Source organism: Haloechinothrix salitolerans, from assembly GCF_042662605.1.
Taxonomy (GTDB): domain Bacteria; phylum Actinomycetota; class Actinomycetes; order Mycobacteriales; family Pseudonocardiaceae; genus Haloechinothrix_A; species Haloechinothrix_A salitolerans.
Genome location: NZ_JBHSXX010000001.1, coordinates 4,516,788 through 4,541,682, shown reverse-complemented (window position 1 = coordinate 4,541,682; position 24,895 = coordinate 4,516,788). Strand labels below are relative to the sequence as shown.

The window sequence follows — 24,895 nt, the reverse complement described above, 5'->3', positions numbered from 1 at the left end:
CTGTTCTGGCCGCTCATTCGCTCACCGGCGCGAACGAGCTGCCGACGTCCTGCTGGTACGGCGCGGCACGCCACTGCGTGAAAGTGATCGTCGTGTTGGTGTCGAACGCGAGGAACGTCCACGGTCCCCGGTAGTCGTTGTCGTGCCAGCGGTTGTCCTGCTCGTGCGTGATCGCCTCCCGCACGACGTCGCCCTCGTACGGCGACCAGTCCGGGAACGTGCCGAAGTTCGCCAGCACCGCCATCCGCGCGCACAGCACGCGGCAGCCGACCACCTCGGGGTCGAGCACGAACCGGTTGTGGTGGATTTCGACGCGCTGGGTCTTCCACCGGCAGTCGTCGTAGAGCGGTGGCTTCGCGATGCCGGGGCGGGCGCAGCGCTCTACGGAGTCGACCAGCAGCGTGCATGCCCCGGTCGAGGTGTTGGCGGCGGAGTTGCAGAACCGGTCGGCGTTCTCCCACAGCGTGATGCCGGACCAGTTGTTCTCCAGCGTGTTGCGGGCGATCTCGATCCGGTCGGTGCGCGCCGGCACGCGCGGCTCGCCGCCGGACTCGGAAATGTAGATCGTCGCGACCGGGAAGTTGTCCGAGTTGGCGGCGAACTCGCGTCCGGTTACCCATGCGTTGCGGCGCAGCAGGTTGTCCCTGATCACCGCGTTGTAGCTGGTCTCGTAGATGATCGCGGCACCGTCGTTGCGTTCGATGAGGTTGCGTTCGATTAGGAAGTCGTTGTTGTTGGTGTCTGCCCAGATGCCGGGGCCCCGGTTGTCGTGAATCCAGTTGCCGATGATGTCCGCGCCGTCGATCGCCCAGAACTTCATCGCGCCGGTGCAGCCGCAGCCGGGGTTGGCTGCCTCGACGTCGTCGGTGTTGTTGCCGACGAACTCGTTGCGCTCAAGCACGAGGTCGGTGATGTCGCCGCAGCAGGCGTTGAGGCCGTACTGCCCGTTGTTCTTGAAGCAGTTGCCGCGCATGACCTGCTTGTCGCCCGCCATCAGCGCCGCGCCTGAGTTGTCGCGGAACGTGTTGTGCTCCAACGTCCAACGCGCGCCCGAGTCGTGGTTGACGACGCCCTCGTTGACCGGCGGCACGAAGTTCCGCACGGTCAGGTGGGTGATCGTCACGTCGGCCGCCTTGCCGGTGAAGGCGTAGCGATTGGTCTCGCGGCCGTCGAGGATCGCGCCGGGTGCGGCGAGGTAGGTGTTGCCGTCCTTGGGCGCGACCTGGTCGTACTCGCCGTCGCCAAGGATGTGGGTGCCCGGTGCGAGCCAGAACGTCGTACCGGCCGGGTTGTCCTGGGTCGCCGTGGTCAGCTTGCCCGCGATGTCCGGGTCGACGACGACCGCGTTGTCCGGTGGTCGCGCGGGGCCGCGTTGCGTGTTGCCGCAGACGGCAGCGCCGTCGCCGGGCTTCGGGGGCTCCTTGGCCTGCGGTCCGGTGCAGGCCGAGGCGAGGATCGCGAGCGCGCCGAGGACGAGCACGGCGCGATGGCCCGCTGTCCTCGGTCGGGTGGTCATGGCTGCCTCCGTCAGTGGTGTTCAGTCGTGGAAGGTGAGTGCTGTCGTCAGGGTTGTGTGTTCGCTCCCGCCTACGATGCCGATGCCGAGCAGCGTGGTGGCGGGTTGTTTGCGGCCGAAGCCGGGGGAGTACCAGCCGAGCGGCGGGGCGTCCTCGCCACGGGTGTCGGTCCAGACCAGCTCGGGCGGGAGTTCGAGCGTTGCGGTGCGGGTGGTCGGGCTGTTCCAGCGCAGGCGTGCGGTGTGGTTCGCGAGGTCGACGTCGATCGTGGGCCCGAGGTGGAACGCCAGCTCGCAGCGGTGTGGCTGGGCCGCCTCGACGTCGTCTTCGATGGTGAGGATGCGCGCGGTGCGGTCCAGCGTGACGGCGCGGCGGTGGGTTGCGCTCCGTCGGTGCTGTTGTCGGCGGCCGCGTGCGTAGCCGTCGTGCTCGCCCTGCCAGCGGGCGACGCTGCCATGCGTGTCGACGCGCAACACCCGGCTGCGGGCGTGGCGCGTCCACAGGAACGGCCCGCCGGACGTCGACTGGTCGGTGCGGTCCAGTCGCAGCGTGTTGTGGGCGAGGCTGGAACGGAAGTAGGCGCGCCACGCGGGTTCGCCGTGGTAGCAGTAGGTGCCGGGGTCCGCGAGGACGTCGACGCCGTCGTGGCGCACCTCCACCGACAGCGCGTCGGCGTGCGCGTGCGCGGCGATGGCGAGGAAGCCGTGTGGTCCCGCGTCGCAGCGGCACCACAGCTCGGGTGCGTTGGGCGCCTCGTGCGCGCGGGTGCGCAACAGCGTGAGACCCGCGTCGGCGAGGTCGTCAGGGCGGTCGGTTGGGCGGGTGGTCTCTTGCACGGCACGCTGCGGCGTCGCCCCGTGCGCGAGCGCCGTCAGTGCCGCGGTACGGACGTCGCCGGGCGCGACCTTCGGCCACCAGCCGAGATGTCCGAAAAGGACACCGCCGGTGGCGAGCAGCGAGGCCCAGCGGTCGGTTCCCTCCCCGTCGAGGACTAAGCCAAATCCGTCGTCGGCGTCGCCCTGCCTCGGTGGGCGCAGCGTGGTGTCCACGATCGCCGCGAGTGCGTCGGTCATGCGTAGCAGCACCGGCCACGTCGTCTCGGGCAGCGGTGCCCCGGCGGCGTCGGCTTCGATCGTCGCCGCGAGGCCGAGTTCCAGCACCAGGCCGTGGTACTCGGTGGCGAGCTCGCGGTTCAGCCCGGATGCGAATGTGTTGGCGCGCAAGTGCTTGTCGAGCGCGCGAGTGGCGTTCGCGCGCCATATGGCTGACTCCGCGAACCAGCCGAACGCGCATGACGCCGCGAGTTGCCCGGCGGCCTCGGCGACGGCGTGGTTGTTGGCCGACGATCCCCGGCTTGGGAACGCCGCCAGCCAGCGCTGGTGGTGCCAGATCTGCTGCAGCGCCACGTCGTTGTGCTCGAACAGCTCGGCCGCGCCGGACCAGCCGTCCAGCAGCCGCCGCACCCACACCCACGAAATCAGCCGGATGCCCAGCTCGATGCCGCTGACCCAGTGAACCCCACGCAACGGCGGGTTCGCCGCCCACCACGACTTGAGGTGGTCGGCCACCCGCTCGGCGTAGCGGGACTCGCTCGTCAGGGCGTACGCGGCGGCGAGGACGGAGAGGTGCTGGTGCCGAGATGGCTCCCAGATCTGTTTGATGTCACCGATCGCCGCTTCGTCGCGGTAAGGCACGTCGAACGTGTAGACGTCGGCGGGGGCGCGGCGGCCGGTCTTCGGGTCGAACGACCAGTCCGGCTGGACCAGGTCGTCACGCGCGACGCCGAAGTACTCCGCGTGCCCGTCGAGCAGCCGGTCGGCGGTCGCCACCAGGCGTTGCCGCGCGTCGCTGGCGACGTCGTCCAGGGTGCCGTGGGGGAGCGGCGTCGTGAAGCGGCGCTCCGCCAGCGGCGCGGGCGCGGGTGGCTGCGCGGCGATGCGGCGCCAACGGCGTTTGCGGACAACGTCGGCCACGCGCCCGGCGACCTCGGCTGGTCCCATCGCCGACAGCCGCCGCAGATACCAGCCGGGCGTGGTCATGGCGACACCGTCACCGGCGCGCCGGTGCGCAGGCTCTGCTCCACCGCGAGGGTGGCGCGCGTCGTCGCGACCAGCGACGTCACCGGGACCGGCATCGGTGCGCCGGTCGCGACCGCGTCTATGAACGCCGCGACCTCGGCGGCTTGGCCCTTGTCCCTGCCGCCCGGCAGCCGGGGGCTGCGCGAGCGGTAGCGGCCATAGACAGAGGCGCGCACGAAGTCGTCGAACGTGAGCACCTTGCCGTCGGCGGTGAGGTCGAGCGTTTCCTTCGGGAACTTCGCCGAGCCCGACGTGGTGTAGCTGATGACGGCGGTGGAGCTATCCGGGTAGCGCAGCGTGATCTGCGGGTCCTGGCCGTGCGGCCCGGCGCACGCGTAGACCGAGGTCGGGTCGGCGTCGAGCAGCCAGGACACGGTGTCGATGAAGTGCCCGCCCTCGCCCGCGAACCGCGTGCCTTCCAGGTCGGTGCGGGCATACCAACTGCCCGGTTCGAGACTGCCCGCGTTGACCAGATACCGGACGGTGGCGGGGCCGATCCTGCGCCCGAACCGGCCCTTCGCCTTACGCAGCAACGGTGCGAACCGGCGGTTGAACCCGACCTGCAGCCGGTCGTTGCCGGAGTCAGCGACCGCGTCGAGGACCTGGTCAAGTCCGGACTCGCTGAGCGCCAGGGGTTTCTCCACGAACACCGCCTTGCCCGCACGCAACGCCTTCGCGGTGAGGGCGGCGTGGGAGCTGTGGCGGGTCACGATGAACACCGCGTGGATCGCGTCGTTGGCGAGCAGCGCGTCGACGTCGGTGTCGGCCTCGGCGAAGCCGAACTTGCGCCGCGCGTTGGCCGCTGACAGCGCCGACGTCGTCACGACACGCCGTAGCGCGACGTCGTCCCGCTCGGCCAGGTGCGGCAACAGCATCGAGGAGGCGTAGTTGCCCGCGCCGATGAAGCCGATGCCGACCGGCTGGCCGGCGGGGGGTGCGGTGAAGGGCATCTTCCTGGCGTCAGGCGCCATAAAGGTGCCCTTCACGGCACCAGCCGCCCCATTCCCATCCGCCGCCGGGGTCGTATCTGCCGCGTCCGGGTACTGGAACAGCACCGCCAGGGCGGGCAGTTCGCCGTCGTTCAGCGCGCGGTAGGTCTCCTCCGCGTCGGCGAAGTCTCGCACGTGCGTGATCAGCGGGGCGACGTCGAGCTTGCCGGTGGCAAGCAGGTCGAGGAAGCACGCCAGATTGCGACGCTCGGTCCAGCGCACGTAGCCGATCGGGTAGTCGCGACCGTCCAGCTCGTACGACGGGTCGTAGCGGCCCGGCCCGTACGATCGGGAGAACCGGACGTCGAGCTCCTTCTCGTAGTAGGCGTTCCACGGCAGGTTGAGCCCGCACTTGCCGATGTCCACCACCGTGGCGCGGTCGCGGCTCAGCCGCGCGGCCAGCTCCACCGGGTCGTTGCTGCTGCCGCCCGCCGCGAGGTACGTCTGGTCGACGCCGTGCCCATCAGTGGCGGCGGCGACGGCGTTGTCGACGATGTCCGAGCCCGGCGCGCCGCAGGCGAACGCGCCGAGGTGTTCGGCCAGTGCGCAGCGATCGGCGTCCGGGTCGACGCCGATCACCCGCGCGCCGGAGGCGATCAGCAACTGCACGACGAGCTGCCCGATCAGGCCGAGCCCGATCACCAGCGCGACGTCGCCGAGCTGCGGCTCGCCGCGCCGCACGCCCTGCATCGCGATCGCGCCGACCGTGCCGAACGCGGCCTGCTCGCGCGCCACTCCGGCTGGCACGGGGGAGTAGAGGTGCTTCGGCACCCAGTTCAGCTCGGCGTGCAGGGCGTGCTCGTTGCCCGCGCAGGCGACGAGCTCCCCGACGGCGACGTCGTCCACCCCCTCGCCAACTTCGGTAACCACCCCGCAGAGTGAGTAGCCCAGTGGGGTGTAGGAGTCGAGCCGGTTGGTGACCTTGCGGTACGTCGCGCCGACACCGTTCGACGCCACGCTCTGCATCACCTTCGCGACCTGGTCCGGCCGCGCCCGCGCCTTGCCGAGCAGCGACATGCTCGCCTCGGAGACCTTCATCAGCTCGGTGCCGGTCGAGATCAGCGAGAACGCCGTCCTGACAAGCACGCCGCCGGGTCGGCACGCCGGAGCGGGCACGTCGAGCAGGGTCAGCTCCCCGCTCTTGTAGTTCTGCACGACTTGCTTCAACTGCGCTCCTTCACGGTGTCTCGCTGGCTCATGCCGCTCTGACCTGCCCCGCGCCCGCCTCGGTCGCGGCGCGGTACCAGTACTCCAAGGTCAGGACGTGCCACAGGTGCTTGCTCCGGTCCTCCCTGCCGGTCGCGTCCTCGGCCGCCAGCCGCTCCAGCGTGTCGCGGCGCAGGAACCCGGACGACACCAGTGCGCCGTCGTGGATCACCTCGCGCACCAGCGGCGCCAGATCGCGGCTCATCCACGCCCGCAGCGGCGCGCTGAACAGCCCCTTCGGCCGGTAGACGATCTCCGGCGGCAGCAGCTCGGACGCCGCGCGCTTGAGCGCGAGCTTGCCCTGCCCGCCCGCGATCTTCTCCCTGCCGGGAATGCGGAACGCGGCTTTGACGACCTCGACGTCCACGAACGGCACCCGCACCTCGGTCGACGCCGCCATGCTGGAGCGGTCGGTGTAGCCGAGGTTCAGCCCCGGCAGGAACATCCGGGCGTCGGCGAGGCACATCCGGTTGACGACGTCGGTGAGCGCGGTGTCGTGGTAGGTGTCGGCGTGCTCGGTCAGCACGTCATCCACAGTGGACGCGAGATCGGGGTTGATCAGGTCGAGCAGCTCGGCGCGGTCGTAGAGGGTGTAGCTGCGGCGGAACGCCGTCTCTTCCGGCAGGTCCGCGAACGACAGGAACCGCTTCGCGAACCGGACCGAGCGATAGCCCCGACGCGCGGACGCGACCGGCAGCCGGTCCACCGCAGCGTGCACCGGACGTCGCAGCGTGGCGGGGATGCGCTGGTAGCGGCGGGCGATGAGGTTCGCCAGGTGCTTGCGATAGCCGCCGAACAGCTCGTCGGCGCCCATCCCGGACAGCATCACCTTCACCCCGGCCTCCCGCGCGGCCGAGCAGATCAGGAACGTGTTGATCGCGGCGGGGTCGCCGATGGGCTCGTCCAGGTGGTACGTCATGCGCGGAAGCAGATCGTGCACGTCCGGGGCGATCTCGATCTCGTGCAGCTCGACGCCGTAGCGGGCGGCGACCTGGCGGGCGTAGCGCAGGTCGTCGGGCATCGCCTCGAACTTGGCGTCTTCCGAGCGGAAACCGATGGTGTAGGCGGAGATGCCCGGCTGGTGCTGTGCCGCGAGCGCCGTCAGGTAGCTGGAGTCCAGGCCGCCGGACAGGAACGTCGCCACCGGGACGTCGGAGAGCAGGTGTGCGCGGGTGGAATCGGCGACGACCTCGTGCAGCTCGGCCGGGGTCAGGTCGCCCGCGTGCTCGGCCGCGTCTGCCATGTCCCGCAGCGAGAAGTACGTCCCCCGCTGGGCGCTGCCGTCCGGGCGCAGCCGCAGCCAGCTTCCCGGCGGCAGCTTCTCGGCTTCGCGGAACGCGCACCGGCTGTCTGGCACCCAGTAGTACAGCAGCGACGCGACAAGCGCGGCGTCGTCGATGTGCAGCGAGTCGCCAAGCTGGCTGGCGAGCGCCTTCAGCTCGGAGGCGAACACCAGCCCGCCGTCGCGTCGCAGCAGGTAGAGCGGCTTGATGCCGAGCTGGTCGCGAGCCAGCGTCAGCTCACCGGTGCGCTCGTCGAACACCGCGAACGCGAACATCCCGCGCAGCATCGGCAGACAGTCGGTGCCCCAGTGCCGCCACGCGCGCAGCAACACCTCGGTGTCCGACGTGCCCCGGAACCGTGCCCCGTGCGCTTCTAGCTTGGCGCGCAGCTCGGGCGCGTTGTACAGCTCGCCGTTGTAGGTCAACGCGAGTCCGTCCGCGACCATCGGCTGCTCCCCGGTCTCCGACAGGTCGATGATGGACAGTCGCGCGTGTCCGAAATGGACCTCGCCGTCGCCGGCGGCGTGGCGGTACCTGCCGGTGGCGTCCGGCCCTCGGTGGGCGATGACTTCGGTGAGCCGGTCGGTGAGCGGGCCGCCGTCCGGCCACAGGTAACTGCCCGCGATACCGCACATGCCGCGCTACACCTCCGCGTCTTCGTGCGTCAGCGTCGGGTGCGGGACCCTGCCGTTGGTGCTGGGATCGCCCTTCGCGAGCGCGGCGCGTTCGGCAGCGCGCAGGCGTCCTCGGAGCGCGGTGTGCACGCCGTCCCACAGCGTGCCGTCGGTGCGGTCCCGTGGGTACGGCTCGACGACGACCACGCCGATCACCACGATCCGGGCGTCGGCGAGCTGCCGCGCCACGGTGTGCAGCCACGCGGTTGTGGCGTGTCCGGCGCGCACGACCAGCACGGTCTGGGTGCCGAGCGCGGATAGGTCGGTCCACGCGGCGCCGGGGTCGACCGATCCGACGGCGAGTGGCAACTCCTGCGGACCCGGCCGGTCCGCGCCGCTGAGATAGTCCGTGCCGGTCACGAGGCGCACGTTGTCGCCGCAACGGTTGACGAGCTTGGTGACGTCGTGCTTGCGCAGGTCATCCACCAACAACACGGGACGTCGGAGCGCGAGCGCGGTGTCCACGGCCAGCTCGGCGGCCGTCGACGTGCACCCGAGTGCCAGGACCGACACCGGCGCCAGGTCGGTGTCGTCCGGTGCGATCGTCCTGGCTACCGTGGCCGCGATCCTGACGCGGTCGCCCTTGCGCGGGCGGTGCAGCAGCCGCGTTGGGCCTCTGCGCCGGAGCGGCACCTGCGCCAGCACCGACGCGCCGAGGTGTTCGGCGATATCGCGGCGCAACACCGGGCGGTCGCGGACGACGCTCGCGGCCGCGGCCAGCGCGAGTCCAGCCGCGAGACCGAGCACACCGCCGACGATGGCGTAGGTCACGAGGGTCGCGGTCGCGGAGCGCTCGACCAGCCGGGGCGCGTCAACGATGCTGGTGCCCGCCGCGACCTCGGGGGTGCCAATGCTGGCCTCGGTCGCGCGTCGGCTCAGGTCCGCCACCTGCGCGGCGACGTCGGCCCTGCGGGCGTACAGCGACCCGAGCGAGGCAGGGTTGCGGCCCTCGTCCGCGGCGGTCTCGATGGCCGCGTCCACCCGCGCCAGCTCGTCCTCGGCCTGCGTGCGCCGGTCGCGCAACGCCTCCGCCTCGGCTTGCGCGGTCTCCCGCGCGCGCCGGATGTGGTCGGCGACGAACGTCTCGGCGAGCGCCAGCGCCCTCGCCTCGGCGGCCTCGCCGGAGTCGGCGGTGACGGTGATCTCGACGACGTTGTTGGTCAGCCCCTCGGCCTCGTAGGACTCCCGGAACGCCTCCGGGTCGTCGTCGGAGCCGAGCCGCCGCAGCGTCGCCTCGGCGATGCGCACGGTGTCCAGCAGTGCGATGTCGGTATCCATCAGCGTGCCGCTGTCGGTGGGCTGGTCGTTCTCGTGCACGAGCAGCAGCCGCGTGACAGCGGTCGGCGGGGGCGGCAGGAACACCGCGAGCAACGTGCCCGCGAGCAGGCCGAGCAGCGCACAGGACAGCCACAGGCGTTTGCGCCAGCGCAGCGTAACGACGAGCTGCTGCAGGTCTAGCAGTGGCGTGGGCCGGGGGCTCTCGGGGTCGTTCTTCGGCGCCGTCATGACGACTCCGCCTGTGTCGCCTGCCCCGTTTCAGCTGTCTCCTCCTGCCGCACCGCCTGCTCCTGTTCCGCCGCTGTCTGTGATGCCTGGGACGTCGCGGGCCGAGTCGCACGCTGTGCCAGCACCGACCCGGCCAGTGCGTGCCCGGCGTCGGTGCAGGCGAGCGAGATGCCGACCAGCTCCCAGCCGGTGCGCGTGCCCGCGCTGATCACCAGCACCGCGCCGCCGACGTCATCGCTGACGACGTCCAGCACCGGCTGCTCGGGGTCGATGTGGGCGATACGCAACACGGTCCGCCGCGTCTCATCGGCACCTGCCGCCATGGCGAGCCGCGTCACCGCGCGGTGGGCGAGCGGATCGTCGTCCGCCGCGACGAGCAGCAGGGGGCGGTCGTCGTGCGCCGCGAGCCGGTGGAGCACGCGGCGCACCTGCGGGTCGTCGCCAGGGTCGTCGGTAGCGGGCTGAGGATGCGAACGCCACCACAGCAGCTTCGGCCGGACGCGTTCGTCCGGCACCGGCAGCGTGCCGGACACCGGAACGCCGAGTGCCGCGCCGATCTCGCTGCTGTCACGAAGCCGGGTGTCGGCGCGGGCGGCCAGCAGGAACCCGAAGCCGCCCAGCAGCAGGAACACCGCCGCGCCGCCCGCGGCGAGGTGTGCCATGGTCGGCGGCGCTGTGCTCGTCGGCACCGCTGCGGGACCGATGACAAGCGGCTCCTGCCCGCCAGGGGACGCCGCCGCCTCGTCCAGCTGCGACATCGCCTCGGCCAGGTCATTGCGCAACGACTCCAGCTCCGTGCGGGCGCGCACCGTGTCCAGCGTCAGGTCGCCCTGCGTCGCCGCACGGTGCAGCCGGTTGATCTGCTGGTTGGTGATCTCGACCTGTTGGCGCAGCGCCTCGAGCCGTTCCAGCCGCACCTGTGTCGATGCGTCGGTGGTCGTGGTGATCAGCTCGTTGGCGAACGTGACGTACTCGGTGGCGACCTGGTCGGTCAGCTGTTGCGCCGCGCGTGGGGTGTCGGCGGCGCCGGTGATCTCAAGCAGGCCGCCTTCCGAGACCTCGGCGTCGACGGAGTCGCGCAGGTCAGCGCCGGTCGCCTCCCACCCGAGCGCGGCGGCCGCGCGGTCAAGCACGGTCGAGCTGGTGGCGAGCTCGGCCTGCGCGTCGAACACGGTGTCGGCCTGCTGGCCCCGGAGCAGGACCTGGCTCGTCGTCGTGTAGCCAGGGGAGACCACCAGCGACGCGGCCGCTCCGACCAGCGCCCCCGCGATGGTGATGGCGGTGAGCGCGAGCCAACGCCCGCGCAGCACCTGGCCGATCATGGACAGTCGCACGACCTCGTCAGTCACTACCGCGTCCCCTCACTGGCGTGCTCCACGGCGATGTCGGCCGCGAGCGGGTATCGACTGGAAGGTCGTTCCAGCCGCCGCACCGTTACGGTGATTCGGCGGGGAATCAACGGCCGTGATGGACATGTTGTGAAGAATGCACCTGCTATCGCTTGTTTGTCCGGTTCATGGTTCGGTCGTAGGCGGCCAGCAACGCCGTCGCCGACTCCCGCCACGACAGCGGCCCGCTGACCCGTTCCTGCCCGATCTCGCCCATCCGCTGCCGCGCCTCGGGGTCATCGAGCAGCCGCGCGATCTGCTTGGCGAAGTCCAGCTCGTCGTTCGGCGTGGCGTATACGGCGGCCTCGCCCGCCGACACCCGCGCCTCAGTCAGGTCGAACGACACGATGGGTCGCGCCATCGCCATGTACTCCATGATCTTGTTCATCGTGGAGACGTCGTTGAGTGGATTGCGCGGGTCGGGCGCGAGGCAGACGTCGGCGGTGGACAGGTAGCGCAGCAGGTCGGCGTCCGGAATGCGGCCGGTGAACTGCACCCGGTCGGCGAGCCCGAGGTCGTCGGCGAGTCGGACCATCGCGTCGAACGTGTCGCCCGCACCGACGAACACCGCGTGCCAGTCGGTCCGGCCTACGTCGTCGCGCAGCTTCGCCAGCGCCCGCAGCGCGTAGTCCACGCCGTCCTGCGGACCCATCACGCCCAGGTAGCACAGCAGGTGCGGCGTGCCGCGCTTCAGCTCCGGCTCCGGCGGCACCTGCTCAAACCGCTCCACGGCCGGGGCGCTGCGCACCACCACGACGTCGTCCGGGACTTTGCCGCCGCGCTCGATCGCGGTGCGGCGGTAGCTCTCGTTAGTGGCGATGACGGCGTCCGCGGTGCGGTAGGTCAGCCGTTCGGCCGCCCGCACCGCCCGGTACAGCGCGTCCTCGCCACGGTCGAACCGCGACAGATACAGCTCCGGCACGAGGTCGTGCTGGTCGAACACAAATCGTGCACCGCGCAACTTCAGCACGGCACCGACGAGGAACAGCATGTCCGGCGGGTTGCAGGCGTGCACCACGTCAAACCGGCCGTGCCGCCAGGTCAGCCGTAGCGCTCGCCACAGTGTGTGCGCCAGCGCCAGCCCGTACTCCCGCGCGTACCCCCGCGGCCCGCCGGTCGCGGGCCGCAGCGAGTAGCGGTGGATGTGGACGTCGTCTAGGACGACCTCGGCTTCGGTGTCCTGCTGCTCGCCGCGCGGGCAGATGACGTGCACTACCCAGCCCGCGTCGCGCAGCGTGGTGCATTCCTGCCACACCCTGCGGTCGAACGGCACCGAGAGGTTCTCGACGAGGATCAGCGCCCTACCAGCCAAGACCGACGTATCCCTTCTGCGTCCGACGCGTGTCGGCGTCCGGCAGCCGGACGAGGTCGATGATCGGCCTGTCGCCAGCGTCGTCCAGCGCGGCGAGGACGTCCTCGCCGGTCGAACCGATGACGCACACCTCGGCGTGCGCCATGACCTCGCTCGCCGAACTGGACAGCAGCTCGCTCAGGTGCGGCAGCCGCTCCTCGATGTAGGTGCGGTTCGCGCCCATCAGCCGCGACAGCGTCACCGTCGGGTCGAAGATCCGCAGGTCGTAGCCCTTACCGAGCAGGCGTTCCGCGAGGTCGACCAGCGGGCTCTCCCGCAGGTCGTCCGTTCCCGGCTTGAACGACAACCCGAACAGGCCGATCTTGCGACGTCCAGTCGCCGCGATCAGGTCGAACGCCCGCCGCAGGTGTTCCTCGTTGGCGGGCAGCACGTGCGAGAGCAGCGGCACCGAGACGTCGGCGGAGCGCGCGGCGTAGACCAGCCCGCGCAGGTCTTTAGGCAGGCAGGAGCCGCCGAACGCGAACCCGGGCCGCAGGTAGGCGGGGCTGATGTTGAGCTTGCGGTCCGCGAGGAAGACGTCCATCACGGCGTGCGAGTCCAGCCCGAGCGCCCGGCAGATCGCGCCGATCTCGTTCGCGAAGCCGATCTTGAGGCCGTGGAAGGCGTTGTCGGCGTACTTCGTCATCTCCGCGACGGCGAGCGGCACCCGGAAGACGTCGCCGGGGATGCCCTCGTACAGCGCCGCGACCGGGTCGCCGCTTGCGGTGTCGAACTCCCCGATCACGGTCTTCGGCGGCGCGAAGAAGTCCTTCACGCTGCTGCCTTCTCGGAGGAACTCCGGGTTGACGGCGACGCCGAAGTCGGTGCCCGCGCTGCGCCCCGACGCCTTCTCCAGCGTCGGGATCAGCAGGTGCTCGCAGGTGCCGGGCAGCATCGTGGACCGGAACACGACGGTGTGCCGGTGGCTGTGGTCGGCAAGCGCCCAGCCGATCTGGGTGGCGACCCGCTCCAAGTACGCGGTGGACAGGCTGCCGTTCGGTGAGGACGGCGTGCCGACGCAGACCAGCGACATCTCGGTCGCGCCGATCGCCTCATCGACGTCGGCGGTGGCCCGCAGCGCCCCTGAGCCGACGACCTCGGCGGTCAGCTCACCGATGCGCTCCTCGACGACGGGGGCCGAGCCCTGCATGATCATCTCGACCTTGCGCGGGTTGACGTCGACTCCGACGACCTCGTGCCCCCGGCTCGCCAGGCAGGCAGCGGACACGCAGCCGACATAGCCGAGCCCGAACACGCTGATCTTCATGCCGCTGCCGCCTCTCCCAGGGGAACCCGATGTGCCCGAGTCCGCGCGAGCCCGGATGTTCTGTGATGCGTGTGACTTGGGTGTCGTTTCTAGGTTCGAACGTCCACTTCGTTCCGTTACGGGTTTTCTTGGCGTGACATGCTGTTTTGCGGAGCGCTGCGCCGATTTCGATACCAGTCGACGGTCCGGCCAAGCCCGGTCGTGAGCCCGATGTCGGGCCGCCAGTCCAGCAGCCTGTCCGCCGCGACGAGGTGCGAGCGCTGGTCGTGGTCGAACGGCCGATCGGGCAGGACGCCGAACTCCGCGGTCAGTGGCGTGCCGAGGATGTCGCGGATCGTGGCGACCGTTCGCGCGACCGAGACCTGCTCGCCGGAGCCGATCTCGATCACCTGTCCGTTGGCGTCGGGACGTCGCGCCGCGGCGAGGATCGCGGTGACGACGTCGTCGATGTAGACCCAGTCGGCCAGCTTGCTGCCCCGGCTCAACCTGGGGCGGACGCCGTCGAGCAGGCTGGTGATCACGTGCGGCACCAGCTTCGACTCGTCAGGCTGGCCCGGGCCGTAGACGGTCGCGATCCGCAGCACCGTCACCGGCACGCCCCACAGTCGGTGGAACATCGTCGCGTAACCGGTCGCCGCCAGCTTCGCCATCGCGTACGGCGAGGACGCCGAAGCCGCCGGGTCGCCGAGCGAGGACTCCTCGATGGAGCCTGCGAAGACGACGGCGTCCGGCGGCGCGTCGGCGAGCGCGGTCAGCAGCGTGACGGAGCCGACGAGGTTCGTCCACAGCGTCTGCGACACCATGTCGATCGTCCGCGCGCCGCTGACCGTCGCGGCGAGGTGCAGCACGACGTCCGGCCGCACGCTGCGGATCAACGCGGTGGTCGCGTCGGCGTCGGTGAGATCGATGGCGTGCCAGGTCCCGCCGTCGGCGTTCGACGGCGGGACCCTGCTGGTGGCGTGGACGTCGGCGTCCTGCTCGCGGAGTCGGCGGAGCACGTGGGCTCCGATGAACCCACTCGCGCCGGTGAGCAGGACCCGAGTGTCTTGCCACGGTCGTCGCTGAGCCATCCCGGGCTGACCTCCTTGGGTCGTGGCCCCACTTAGCTGTCTACCGAAACTCTCGTTTTGTTTCAGGAAATACGGAGGGTGTCAGTCGCATACGCGGGGTGCCGGTCTCGGGATTGAATCCGGCACATGTGAGGTACCCGGTCAGCATGGGACGCACGCTGGCGGCGAAGCTGATCGAGTCACACTTGCGCGAGGGAGCTATGACACCGGGCGAGGAGATCGCGCTCGGTATCGACCAGACGCTGACCCAGGACGCCACCGGCACCCTGGTGATGCAGGAGCTAGAGGCGATCGGGCTGGACCGCACCCAGGCCGACGTCAGCGTCCAGTACGTCGACCACAACCTGTTGCAGGCCGACGAGCGCAACGCCGAGGACCACACCTTCCTGCGCTCTGCCTGCCGCCGGTACGGGCTGTGGTACTCCAAACCGGGCAACGGCGTCTCCCACCCGACCCACATGCAGCGCTTCGGTGTGCCCGGCGCGAGCATGGTCGGCTCCGACTCGCACACCCCGGCCGCCGGGTCGCTCGGCATGCTCGCCATCGGCACCGGTGGGCTCGACGTGGCCCGCGCCATCGCGGGCCAGCCCGTGTACCTGCGGATGCCGGAGATCTGGGGCATCCGGCTGACCGGCGAGCTGCCGCCGTGGACGTCCGCGAAAGACGTCATCCTTGAGCTGCTGCGGCGGCATACGGTGTCGGGAGGTGTGAACCGGATCATCGAGTACCACGGTGACGGGCTCGCCGGGTTGTCCGCGATGGACCGGCACGTGATCGCCAACATGGGCGCCGAACTGGGCGCGACGACCTCGGTGTTCCCCAGCGACGAGGCGGTGGCCGAGTTCCTGCGAGCCCAGGATCGGGGCGACGACTTCCTACCGCTGGCCGCCGACGAGGGCGCGACCTACGACGTCACCGACGAGGTGGACCTGAGCACGCTGGAACCGCTGATCGCGAAGCCGTCCGCGCCGGACAACGTCGTACCGGTACGCGAGGTCGCGGGCACGCCAGTGCAGCAGGTGGTGATCGGCTCATCAGCCAACCCAGGACTGCGGGACTTCGCGATCGCGGCGGCCATGGTGCGTGGGCGGCAAACCGCCGAGGGCGTCAGCTTCGACGTGAATCCGACGTCGCGGCAGATCTTCGCCGACCTCACGAAGATGGGGGCGACGTTCGATCTGATCTCGTCCGGCGCGCGGATTCACCAGTCCGGGTGCATGGGTTGCATCGGCATGGGGCAGGCGCCCGCCGTCGGGCACAACTCGCTGCGCACCTTCCCACGGAACTTCCCTGGGCGGTCGGGGACCAGGGAAGACTCCGTGTGGCTGTGCTCGCCGGAAACCGCCGCGGCTGCCGCGTTGACCGGCGAGATCATCGATCCACGGGACTTCGCCGACAAGCTCGGCATGACGTACCCATCGTTGGCGCTGCCGAAGAAGGCGTCGGTGGACACCGAGATGATGGAGCCTCCATTGCCGCCCGACGAGGCCCGCCGTGAGAAACTGGTCAAGGGGCCGAACATCACGGCGCTGCCGGACTTTCCGCCGCTGCCGGACCGGATCGAGGCGCCGGTGCTGCTGACCATGGGCGACGACGTCTCCACCGACGAGATCTCGCCCGCGGGTGCGAAGGCACTGCCGTTCCGCTCCAATGTGGACAAGCTGGCGGACTTTACGTTCACCGTCATCGACCCGGACTACCCGCCGCGAGCGCGGGAACTGGCCGGGTCCGGTGGCCACGTCGTCATCGGCGGCGCGAACTACGGCCAGGGGTCATCGCGCGAGCACGCCGCCATCACGCCCCGCCATCTCGGGCTGCGGGCGGTGCTGGCGACGTCGTTCGCGCGGATTCACTGGCAGAACCTGGTGAACTTCGGCATCCTGCCGCTGGAGTTCGCGCGACCGGCCGACCGCGAGCGCATCGACGTCGGCGACGTCCTCACGCTGGACGACCTGCGCGCCACGCTGCCGGACAGCCACGAGCTCACGGTCCGGAACACGACCAAGGGGGAGACGTACCCGGTTCGGCACCAGTTGTCGCCCCGCCAGGTCGACGACGTGCTGGCCGGTGGTGTGATTCCGCAGCTGGCACGGGGAGGGCGATGAGGTGCCATGAAGGGCATCTTGCTGGCGCCAGGTGCCATGAAGATGCCCTTCATGGCACCCGCCTACGCCCCCTCGCCCGGCTCACCCGCCGAGTTGAGGAACGTCAGCGTCAGGTCGACGCGGGTGGCTGGCGCGCCCAGCCAGTTGTGGACCTCGACGCGGTAGTGCCCGGGTTCGGGCCGCCGCATCCGTAGCTGCTCGGAGCTCAACGACCCGGACGTGCCGCTCGCGAGGTCGTCGCCCCACGTGCCGTCGGCCTGCTGCCGCTGCACGTACAGGTCGATGTCGGCTGGCATCGATGGCACCGCTCCCACGATCAGGTTCGCGTTGTCGAAGTCCTCCTCGACGTCGAACTCGTAGTAGGCCACCGTGGCCTCGGTGCGCTCCGGCCCACCGAGGGCGGGGGTGACCGACGTCCGCTGCGTCGGCTGTGGCGTCCCGGCCTCTTCCGGCGCGTCCAGTTCGAACGGGACGTCGTCGGTGACCAGTGCCGGGTCGGTGACCACGGGCACGCGCAGCGCCGTCGCGTCCGGCCCGGTCATCACCGTGATCTGCGGGTCGGTCGCGAACGTCGGCACCTTGTCCGGATCGGACATCGTCACGCGCATCACCAGCCGGTGCCCCGCGCGCAGGTCGTGCGCCATCGCGAAGCCGGGTGGTTCCATCTCGTACGGCACACCGGGCAGCACCGGCGCCGGGGTGGACAGCCCAGACCGCAGCTCGGGATTGATCGCGAACTGGCTGATGCGGCGGCGCTCGACGGTGCCGTCCTCGGCGGGTGGCGACTCGTCGTAGAGGTTGGCGATCAGGTGCACGCGTGGCGTGGTCACCGACGCCACCAGGTCGAGCTGCGGCTGCCCGCCGAAGAGGACGTCCTGCTCAAGCGGCTCGGTGGCGAACTCGACGCCGCCGGTGCCCTGCGGGTCGGTGAATCCGGACGGGTCACCCGCGAAGCTCGCCGAGCCAGGGGTCATCGGGGCCGAGTCGGACAGCGCGCCGTCCGCCGTCGGGTACAGCTCCAGCATGCGAGCGCTGGCGGGCGGCCACTGGCTGTCGACGTGGATCTCGGTGCGGTCGCCGGTGCGCGCGCCCTCGAACGTGCCGTCAGACAGGAACAGTTCGGTGTCAGGCCCGGTCTTGACATTGCGCTGCATCAGGTGCTTGTCAAACCACGCGTGCAGCGCATACGTCCACTGGATGCCACGTCGTGTCGGGCAGCAGCCGGACCCATGGTCCCACTGGCCCAGCCACAGCTTGTCGCCCTCGCGCCCACCTCGCTCGGTGAACCACTCCATGCCCGCGACGCGCGCGGCGTTGTCATTGACGCCGTGCACCATGAACACCGGCAGGTCGGCTGCCGCCGCCTCGGCCCGCCAGTCGCGCTCGGCGTGCCAGTGGGTGTACTCGCCGGATAGCTGCGCCTCACCAGCGGTCAGCGAGGTGTTCGGCAGCCCGCAGCCGGTGTCCTCCTGGTTCTTGCCGAAGCTCTCGCCGCCAGGCAGGTGCCGCTCCAGCGCGATCTGCTCGTAGGCGAACATCGGCCCGACCCACTGCAGGAAGTACGGCACGCCCGCCTGGAACTGGTGGTCGTACATGGTCGCGAGCCCCGCACTGGGCACGATCGTCTCCAGCCCGTCCGGGTTTACCGCCGCCGCCAGCGACGGCGTCGAACCCACGTAGGAGTGGCCGGTCATGCCGACGCGGCCGTTGGACCAGTCCTGGCTCGCCGCCCACTCGACGACGTTCTCGAGGTCCTTGGCGTCGTTCGGTCCGAGGTGGTCCAGGCAGCCGCCGGACAGGCCTGTGCCGCGCAGGTCCATGATCACCACGGCGTAGCCCTTGGGGGCGAAGTAGCCGGTCAGCCCGACCGGGTTGCCGTTCTCGTCGCGCGGCTCGGGCAGGATGCGCGTGCCCTCGCGGTCGGCGAGCGTGCCGTGGTACGGGCTCGCTTCCATCACCACCGGCCACTCGCCGGACTGCTTCGGCTTCGTCACCTCGACGTAGACCTCGACGCCGTCGTGCATCGGGATCTCGAAGGTCTCCTTGACCGTCTCGTAGCGGTCCTCACTGAGCCGGGGTGTCTCGGTGTAGTCGTATGCCTGGTTCGGGGGCGCGTGGGTCGCGGGTGTAGCGCCCGCCGTGGGTGCGGTGGCGGTGGTCGCCGCGAGGAGGATCGCCGCGCCGAACCCGAGTGCCGTGGTGCGCCAGCGGCGTGCCATCGAGGTCATCGGTGGTCCTTCGTCTGCCGGGTAGGGGACGAATGGACCAACGACCACCCGATCGAGTGGTCACGCGGAATGTGAAAGTACGTCCGGTTGACGGGGTGCCGCGAATGCCCGCGTCGCGAGAAGGTGCGACAGCGACCGCTACGCGACGGCGCGCCAGCGCTGGCCGCGCGGTCAGTGCGGCGCTTTCGTCTCCGACTCCGACTTCGCGCCCGCCGAGTCAGATGGCTGCGCGCCCACGGCCTCGGCCAGCGCGCCGGACTTCCGACGTTTGATCAGCAGGACCAAGCCGAACACCGCCACTAGCAGGATGAGCACTACCCAGCTGCCCTTGCCGATGGCCTCCTCAAGCCACTTCGCCGACTCGCCTAGCGCCGCGCCGATACCGATGTGCAGCGCGCACCACGCGGTGCCCGCGACCCCGGCGGCCGGCAGGAACTTGCGGTACGGCAGTCCCGCCGCGCCAGCGGCCGCGGGCACGAGGGTGCGCATGACCGGCAGGAATATCGCGATCATCACCGCGATCGCGCCTCGACGTCGCAAAAATCCGACCGCGTTGTCCCACGCGTCCGCGCCGTGGCGCTGGACCACCTTCGTCTGCCGCAGTTTCGGCCCGAAGTACTTGCCCAGCAGGTACCCGACGGTGTAGCCGAGCACGGCGCAGGCGGTGGTGACCACCCACATCAGCACGAACTTCGGCACCGACGTCGCCGTTGTCCCCAAAATGAATAGCCCCGTCTCACCGGGGGCGATGAACCCGAGGCCAAGCGTAGTCTCGCCGAACACGAGCAACCCAGCTCCGACGAGCAGCAGTACTGGTGGCAGGTCCGCCAGCCAGTTCAGGAAGTCAGTGATCACCAGTGTCCCTCGCGAATCGCGCCGATGCCGATAAGCGTATCGGCCCTTCGGCACACTCGCCGGACGTGGGTTACCGGTTGAGCAGCGCGCTCGCTTCCTGCGACGCGGGGCCAGCATTGGCGAGGTGCGCCAGGTTCTCCGGCAGTTCCTCGCCCCGGTGCCGCTTGGTTTGGGCGTACAACCGGCCCGCGCGGTACGACGACCGCACCAACGGTCCCGCCATGACACCGGCGAACCCGATTTCCTCGGCGGCCTTGGAGTGCTCGACGAACTCCTCCGGCTTCACCCAGCGGTCCACTGGGTGGTGCCGCACGCTCGGGCGCAGGTACTGCGTGATCGTCAGGATCTCGCAGCCCGCCTCGAACAGGTCGCGCATCGCGGGCTCGACCTCGTCCGGCGTCTCGCCCATGCCGAGGATCAGGTTGGACTTCGTCACCAGGCCCGCCGCACGCGCCTTGGTCAGCACCTCAAGCGAGCGGGCGTAGCGGAAGCCAGGCCGGATCTGCCGGAAGATGCGCGGCACGGTCTCGGTGTTGTGCGCCAGCACCTCCGGCGCGGCGCCGAACACCTCGGCGAGCTGGTCGTCGTTCGAATTGAAGTCCGGGATCAGCAGCTCGACACCGGTGCCGGGGTTCATCGCGTGGATCTGCCGCACGGTCTCCGCGTACAGCCACGCGCCGCCGTCCTCAAGGTCGTCACGGGCGACGCCGGTGACCGTCGAGTACCGCAGCCCCATCGCTTGCACGCTCTCGGCGACCTTGCGCGGCTCCTCGGTGTCGAGTGGCTGCGGCTTGCCGGTGTCGATCTGACAGAAGTCGCAGCGCCGGGTGCACTGATCCCCGCCGATGAGGAAGGTGGCCTCGCGGTCCTCCCAGCACTCGTAGATGTTGGGACAGCCCGCCTCCTCGCACACGGTGTGCAGGCCTTCGCGGCGGACCAGCCCCTTGAGCTCGGTGAACTCCGGCCCCATCTTGACGCGGGTCTTGATCCAGGACGGTTTCTTCTCGATGGGCGTCTGGCTGTTGCGGACTTCTAGTCGCAACAGCTTCCTGCCCTCAGGTGCGGGTGCGCTCACATCCCTCACCCTACCGACCAACTCAGCCGAGATCAGGCGTGATCCCGGTCAGCCGCTGCGTCACCGACCACAGCGCCTCGCGGGTCTCCGGGTCCCGTGCAGGTCGTAGCGGTTTCACCCGGGTCGGTGGCCCCTTCATCTGCTGGAAGCCGTTCGGGCCGATGTAGTCGCCACCGGCGACGTCTGGCGCGGTCGCGGCGTAGAGCTGGGGCAGTGTGCCGTTGCGCACATTTTGTGCCAGCACGCGCTCGCCGATCCAGCTGCCCGCGCGCAGCGCGCCCGCGATCACCGGGTTGCGGTAACTGCTCGCCATGTTCGATGTGAGGTTCGTGGCGGTGAAGCCAGGATGCGCGGCGACGCTGATGATCGGCTCGCCCGCCGCGCGCAGCCGGGCGTCCAGCTCAAGCGCGAACACCTGGTTGGCGAGCTTCGCCTGGCCGTAGGCACTGGCGGGGTCGTAGCGGCGGTGCTCGAAGTTCGGGTCGTCGGCGTCGATGCGGCCCCTCGCCGCGGCCATGCTGGACACCGTGACGACGCGGGCGGGGGAGTCGGTAGTGCCCGCGCCGCGCAGGGCGGGCAGCAGCAGCCAGGTCAGCGCGGCGTGGCCGACGTGGTTGGTGCCGAACTGGGTCTCGAAACCATCGACCGTCGTGCCCTTCGGCGTGGCCATCACGCCCGCGTTGTTGACCAGCACGTGTAGCGCGTCGCCGGTCATGTCACGGATGTGCGCCGCTGCCTGCTGAACGGAGTCGAGGCTGGACAGATCCAGCCGCACCAGCTCGGGTTTCGGCCCGGTCGCCGCGTGGGCGACCTCGTCGAGCGCGCCTTTGCCGCGTTCGGGTGAGCGGCACGCCAGTAGCACGCGGGCGCCCTTGCCTGCCAGCACGACAGCCGTGCGCAGGCCGAGGCCGGAGTTCGCGCCGGTGACGACCACAGTGCGGTCATGCTGGTCGGGGACGTCAGACTCGTGCCATCCGCTAGCCATGCGCCCGAGCCTACTCGCCAGTACAAGCCGCCTGGCGGGGCCGTCAGCTCGCGACCGACAACAGCCCGCGTCGCGTGGTGCGGGTGCGCCCGCGTGCCGGGACCGCACCCGCGTGCCGGATCAACGTCAAAAACGACGCGCCGACCTTCGTAGCCTCGGTGATCGGCTCGCCGGGGTCGGCGAGGCCAGCGGCGAACGCCATCATGCGCTGCTCGGCTTCCAGCGCGGGCCGCAGCGACTCCGGATCGGCCTCGATGGCGGTGTCGAGCACCGCGCGCAGCGTCGGGTGCTCCGCCGCCGTCTCGCGCCAGGCGGCACCAACCCGGTCGGGCAGGTCCGTGTCGACATCGGGGGCGTGGCCGTCCTCCGGTGCGGCGGCCATGGCGCGCAACTTCCCACCCAGCAGCAGTGTCCAGCGGTGATACAGCGCCAGCAGCAGTTGGTGCTCGGTGCCGAAGAGTTCGTCCGCGCCGTCCAGTTCGGCGAAGGGCAGCCGTCCGTTGTCCTTGGCCGCTCGGTCGACGGCGTCACGCATGATGTCGCGGCGCGCGTAGAAGTCGTTCCAGCTCATAACTGTTTCCCCTACAGTGACGCACAGCACGAAAAAGGTAAGTCGTGATCTGTGACATTGTCATTCGGAATGTATGTCCGGACACTTCGAAACTACCACGACGGTGCCGGATTCCGTCGGTATGTGGGCTGTGATGGTCACGACATACCGAGGTCGAGCGCCACAAAGAATCGGTAGGCGGGAAATGTCAGAAAAATGTGAACGCGGCATTTACCGCGTGTTAGGGGTGTCTTTTCCCGGAGATTTATCCCGTGCCGTAGACCGGCACGTGGGCCCCGCTGACGACACCCGAATCCGGCGAGGACAAAAACAGCAGGACACGGGCGATGTCGGCGGGGGAGACCCACTTGCCGCGATCGGCGTCGGGCTGGTTCGCCCGGTTGTCCTGGGTGTCGATGATGCTCGGCACTACCGCGTTGACCCGCACGTTGTCGCGCTTGTACTCGGCGGCCATGGCGTCTACCAGCGACAACACGGCGGCCTTACCGGTGATGTAGCCAGCGGCGCCGGAGAACGGCCGGAGCGCGGCCCTGCTGGACACGCAGGTGATCGAGCCACCGCCGTTCGCGATCAGATGCGGTAGCGCGGCCTGGCTGGTGAGATAGGTCGGCCGCAGGTTCAGCCGCAACTGCCGCTCGAACTCGGCGACGTCGGTTTCGTGCACCCTGCCGCCCATGGCGAAGCCACCGACGAGATTCACCACGGCGCTCAACGGCGCGTCGGCGGCCGATGCGGCGAGTTTGGCGACGTGCTCGGCGTCGGCGGCCTCGAACAGGTCTGCCCGCACGGTACGCAGGTTGTCGTGCTCGGGCAGTCGCGCCAGCGTTGCCTCGGTGGTGCCTGGCACGACCACCCGCCACCCGGCGTCGAGGAACGCGGTCGTGACCTCGTGGCCGAGCCCACCGGTGCCGCCGGTGATCAGCGCTGTGTGACCCAATGGCGCCCCCTGGTCGTGGTCGGTTCCGTCAGCTGGGTGCGGACGTCGCTTCCGGCGCGGGTTCCTCCTCGTGGCCGGGCAGCCAGCGATCGTCGCTGACCGGAAGTTCGCCCTCGAGCGCCGCCAGCACGGCGTCACGGGCGACCGGCAGCACCTCGGCGACCGTGACCTCCCTGCCAAGCTCCGCGCTCAGCGACGTCACCCCGGCATCGACGATGCCACACGGCACGATCCGGCCGAACGCACCGAGGTCGGCGTTACAGTTGATCTCGAAGCCGTGCATCGTCACGCCCTGCTGCACGCGGATGCCGATCGCGGCGATCTTGCGCTCCGGCCGCATGCCGTCAGCCGCCAGCCAGACGCCGCTGCGCCCGCGCACCCTGCCGGTCTCGACGCCGAATGTCGCGCAGACGTCGATCAGTGCCTCTTCGAGCCGCCGCACGAAGTCGACGACGTCGATCGGGTCAGCCAGCTTGACGATGGGGTAGCCGACGAGCTGTCCCGGTCCGTGCCACGTGATCTTGCCGCCGCGGTCGACGTCGATGACCGGCGTGCCGTCAAGCGGACGTTCGTGCGCCTCGGTGCGCTTGCCCGCCGTGTAGACCGACGGGTGCTCGAGCAGCAGCATGGTGTCGGGGCCGTTGCCCTCCGCCCGCGCGATCGCCAGCTTGCGCTGCCGCTCCCAGGCTTCGGTGTACTCGATGGTGCCGATCGATTCGACCGTGACGGGGTCGGTACTCGCCCGGCAACTGGCTCGTGCATAGCTCACGACGGCGAGGTTACCGCGCCCGGGCCGTAGATGGGGAGCGTGTGTCGCCGTTGGCGCGCCGCGGCGTCGGTGCTGGAGAGCGGGCGTGCTACGTCACAGCGGCGAGCGCGGCATCGAGGTGAGGGTGCTGGAACTCGAACTCGGCGTCGGTGAGTTTCTTCGGCAGTGCGTGCTGACCCCCTAGTAGCATCTCGTCGGCCGCGTCGCCGAGCGCGAGGCGTAGTGCCGTCTTCGGTGCGAACCACGGCGCGGGACGACCGAGCGCGCTGGCGAACGCGTGGGTGAATTCCCGGTTCGTCACCGGATGCGGAGAGCACAGGTTCACCGGCCCGCTGACCTCGGGGTGCTCGATCAAGAACCGGATGGCGGCGATCGCGTCAGGGTGGGAAATCCAAGGCATGAACTGCCTGCCTTCGCCGAGCCGCGCGCCGAGACCGAGCCAGAAGATCGGTTTGAGTATGCGCAGCAGTCCGCCGTCGGTGGAGAGGACGAGTCCGTTGCGCATGAACACCACGCGGGCTCCAGCGTCGGTGGCTGGTTTGGTCGCGGCTTCCCAATCACCGACGACCTCGGCGATGAACCCAGCACCCTGGCCCGCCTGTTCGTCAACGGTGACATCCCCGGTGTCGCCGTAGAACCCGATGCCGGACGCGTTGAGCAACGCGGGCACTCCCACGCGCGCGACGGCCTCTGCCAGGACCTCGGTCGGTTCGATGCGGCTGTCGCGGATCGCCTGTTTGTGCGCCGCGCTCCAGCGGCCGATCAGCGAGGTGCCGCACAAATTGACGACGGCGTCGACGCCGGCGAGGGCGTTGTCGTCGATGGTGCCCGCTGGCGGGTCCCAGGTGAACTCGTTGTCCTCGGTCGGCTCGCGGCGCACCAGCCTGCGCACTTCGTGGCCCGCGCTGGCCAGCTCAGGAACGAGCGCGCTGCCGATGAACCCGGTTGACCCCGCGACCGCGATACGCATGTGATCACTGTAACGGCAAGGGCAGACGGCGTCGCTGGCCTAGATTGATACTGACGGGTGAGCGTGATAGA

18 protein-coding genes are annotated in these 24,895 nt (G+C 69.9%); 1 reads left to right on the top strand and 17 read right to left on the bottom strand.

The annotated features are described in order from the left end of the window. Nucleotides 1–13: 13 nt before the first annotated feature. The 9 genes from ACFQGD_RS21525 to ACFQGD_RS21485 all read right to left on the bottom strand — a co-directional run bounded on the left by ACFQGD_RS21525 (nt 14) and on the right by ACFQGD_RS21485 (nt 14,329). The gene (locus ACFQGD_RS21525) at nt 14–1,516 is read right to left on the bottom strand and encodes a right-handed parallel beta-helix repeat-containing protein (protein WP_345397698.1); all 1,503 of its coding nucleotides are present in this window, start codon (nt 1,514–1,516) and stop codon (nt 14–16) included. Between the two features lie 21 nt (nt 1,517–1,537). After that, nucleotides 1,538–3,556, bottom strand: a complete 2,019-nt coding sequence (locus ACFQGD_RS21520; RefSeq protein ID WP_345397695.1) for a heparinase II/III-family protein — start codon at nt 3,554–3,556, stop codon at nt 1,538–1,540. Further along, complete coding sequence (locus ACFQGD_RS21515; protein WP_345397693.1) at nt 3,553–5,751, bottom strand: bi-domain-containing oxidoreductase; 2,199 nt, start codon at nt 5,749–5,751, stop codon at nt 3,553–3,555. The genes ACFQGD_RS21520 and ACFQGD_RS21515 overlap by 4 nt, the downstream gene beginning before the upstream one ends. Nucleotides 5,752–5,779: 28 nt before the next feature. Further along, nucleotides 5,780–7,708 carry an asparagine synthase (glutamine-hydrolyzing) gene (gene asnB / locus ACFQGD_RS21510; protein ID WP_345397688.1) on the bottom strand — a complete coding sequence of 643 codons (1,929 nt, stop codon included), beginning with the start codon at nt 7,706–7,708 and terminating at the stop codon, nt 5,780–5,782. A 6-nt stretch (nt 7,709–7,714) separates the two neighbouring features. Further along, nucleotides 7,715–9,253 (bottom strand): Wzz/FepE/Etk N-terminal domain-containing protein, encoded by a 1,539-nt coding sequence (locus tag ACFQGD_RS21505; RefSeq protein WP_345397685.1) that lies wholly within the window; start codon nt 9,251–9,253, stop codon nt 7,715–7,717. Continuing rightward, on the bottom strand, nt 9,250–10,602 hold the full coding sequence (locus ACFQGD_RS21500; RefSeq protein WP_345397682.1) for a GumC domain-containing protein: 1,353 nt from the start codon (nt 10,600–10,602) through the stop codon (nt 9,250–9,252). The genes ACFQGD_RS21505 and ACFQGD_RS21500 overlap by 4 nt, the downstream gene beginning before the upstream one ends. Before the next feature lie 145 nt (nt 10,603–10,747). Then, complete coding sequence (locus tag ACFQGD_RS21495; protein ID WP_345397679.1) at nt 10,748–11,953, bottom strand: glycosyltransferase family 4 protein; 1,206 nt, start codon at nt 11,951–11,953, stop codon at nt 10,748–10,750. Further along, nucleotides 11,943–13,259: a nucleotide sugar dehydrogenase gene (locus ACFQGD_RS21490; protein ID WP_345397676.1), complete on the bottom strand. Its 1,317-nt coding sequence runs from the start codon at nt 13,257–13,259 to the stop codon at nt 11,943–11,945. The genes ACFQGD_RS21495 and ACFQGD_RS21490 overlap by 11 nt, the downstream gene beginning before the upstream one ends. Nucleotides 13,260–13,375: 116 nt before the next feature. Beyond that, complete coding sequence (locus tag ACFQGD_RS21485) at nt 13,376–14,329, bottom strand: NAD-dependent epimerase/dehydratase family protein (RefSeq protein ID WP_345397673.1); 954 nt, start codon at nt 14,327–14,329, stop codon at nt 13,376–13,378. A 146-nt stretch (nt 14,330–14,475) separates the two neighbouring features. Here ACFQGD_RS21485 and ACFQGD_RS21480 point away from each other — a divergent pair, with 146 nt between their 5' ends. Then, complete coding sequence (locus ACFQGD_RS21480; protein WP_345397670.1) at nt 14,476–16,434, top strand: aconitate hydratase; 1,959 nt, start codon at nt 14,476–14,478, stop codon at nt 16,432–16,434. A gap of 62 nt (nt 16,435–16,496) precedes the next feature. Here ACFQGD_RS21480 and ACFQGD_RS21475 read toward each other — a convergent pair whose 3' ends face one another. From ACFQGD_RS21475 to ACFQGD_RS21440, 8 genes are all read right to left on the bottom strand, one after another. Then, entirely contained in the window at nt 16,497–18,662 is a 2,166-nt protein-coding gene (locus ACFQGD_RS21475; protein WP_345397667.1) for a CocE/NonD family hydrolase, read from the bottom strand. Nucleotides 18,663–18,833: 171 nt separating this feature from the next. Further along, nucleotides 18,834–19,517 carry a DedA family protein gene (locus ACFQGD_RS21470; RefSeq protein ID WP_345397664.1) on the bottom strand — a complete coding sequence of 228 codons (684 nt, stop codon included), beginning with the start codon at nt 19,515–19,517 and terminating at the stop codon, nt 18,834–18,836. A gap of 70 nt (nt 19,518–19,587) precedes the next feature. Continuing rightward, a complete protein-coding gene (lipA, locus tag ACFQGD_RS21465; RefSeq protein ID WP_345397661.1) occupies nt 19,588–20,601 on the bottom strand; it encodes a lipoyl synthase in 1,014 nt (337 codons plus the stop codon). A gap of 13 nt (nt 20,602–20,614) precedes the next feature. Beyond that, complete coding sequence (locus ACFQGD_RS21460; protein ID WP_345397658.1) at nt 20,615–21,577, bottom strand: oxidoreductase; 963 nt, start codon at nt 21,575–21,577, stop codon at nt 20,615–20,617. Between the two features lie 43 nt (nt 21,578–21,620). Then, a complete protein-coding gene (locus ACFQGD_RS21455) occupies nt 21,621–22,148 on the bottom strand; it encodes a hypothetical protein (protein ID WP_345397655.1) in 528 nt (175 codons plus the stop codon). Nucleotides 22,149–22,392: 244 nt separating this feature from the next. Continuing rightward, complete coding sequence (locus tag ACFQGD_RS21450) at nt 22,393–23,085, bottom strand: SDR family NAD(P)-dependent oxidoreductase (RefSeq protein ID WP_345397652.1); 693 nt, start codon at nt 23,083–23,085, stop codon at nt 22,393–22,395. Between the two features lie 28 nt (nt 23,086–23,113). After that, complete coding sequence (gene lipB / locus ACFQGD_RS21445; protein ID WP_345397649.1) at nt 23,114–23,854, bottom strand: lipoyl(octanoyl) transferase LipB; 741 nt, start codon at nt 23,852–23,854, stop codon at nt 23,114–23,116. An 88-nt stretch (nt 23,855–23,942) separates the two neighbouring features. Then, nucleotides 23,943–24,824, bottom strand: a complete 882-nt coding sequence (locus ACFQGD_RS21440; protein WP_345397646.1) for a TIGR01777 family oxidoreductase — start codon at nt 24,822–24,824, stop codon at nt 23,943–23,945. Nucleotides 24,825–24,895: the final 71 nt, after the last annotated feature.

What these genes read in the sequence shown, in the direction of transcription:
- ACFQGD_RS21475 (WP_345397667.1), bottom strand. Translation starts at nt 18,662, where the DNA reads ATGACCTCGATGGCACGCCGCTGGCGCACCACGGCACTCGGGTTCGGC.
- ACFQGD_RS21455 (WP_345397655.1), bottom strand. Translation starts at nt 22,148, where the DNA reads ATGAGCTGGAACGACTTCTACGCGCGCCGCGACATCATGCGTGACGCC.
- asnB (WP_345397688.1), bottom strand. Translation starts at nt 7,708, where the DNA reads ATGTGCGGTATCGCGGGCAGTTACCTGTGGCCGGACGGCGGCCCGCTC.
- ACFQGD_RS21460 (WP_345397658.1), bottom strand. Translation starts at nt 21,577, where the DNA reads ATGGCTAGCGGATGGCACGAGTCTGACGTCCCCGACCAGCATGACCGC.
- ACFQGD_RS21520 (WP_345397695.1), bottom strand. Translation starts at nt 3,556, where the DNA reads ATGACCACGCCCGGCTGGTATCTGCGGCGGCTGTCGGCGATGGGACCA.
- ACFQGD_RS21490 (WP_345397676.1), bottom strand. Translation starts at nt 13,259, where the DNA reads ATGAAGATCAGCGTGTTCGGGCTCGGCTATGTCGGCTGCGTGTCCGCT.
- ACFQGD_RS21505 (WP_345397685.1), bottom strand. Translation starts at nt 9,253, where the DNA reads ATGACGGCGCCGAAGAACGACCCCGAGAGCCCCCGGCCCACGCCACTG.
- ACFQGD_RS21440 (WP_345397646.1), bottom strand. Translation starts at nt 24,824, where the DNA reads ATGCGTATCGCGGTCGCGGGGTCAACCGGGTTCATCGGCAGCGCGCTC.
- ACFQGD_RS21480 (WP_345397670.1), top strand. Translation starts at nt 14,476, where the DNA reads ATGGGACGCACGCTGGCGGCGAAGCTGATCGAGTCACACTTGCGCGAG.
- ACFQGD_RS21525 (WP_345397698.1), bottom strand. Translation starts at nt 1,516, where the DNA reads ATGACCACCCGACCGAGGACAGCGGGCCATCGCGCCGTGCTCGTCCTC.
- ACFQGD_RS21485 (WP_345397673.1), bottom strand. Translation starts at nt 14,329, where the DNA reads ATGGCTCAGCGACGACCGTGGCAAGACACTCGGGTCCTGCTCACCGGC.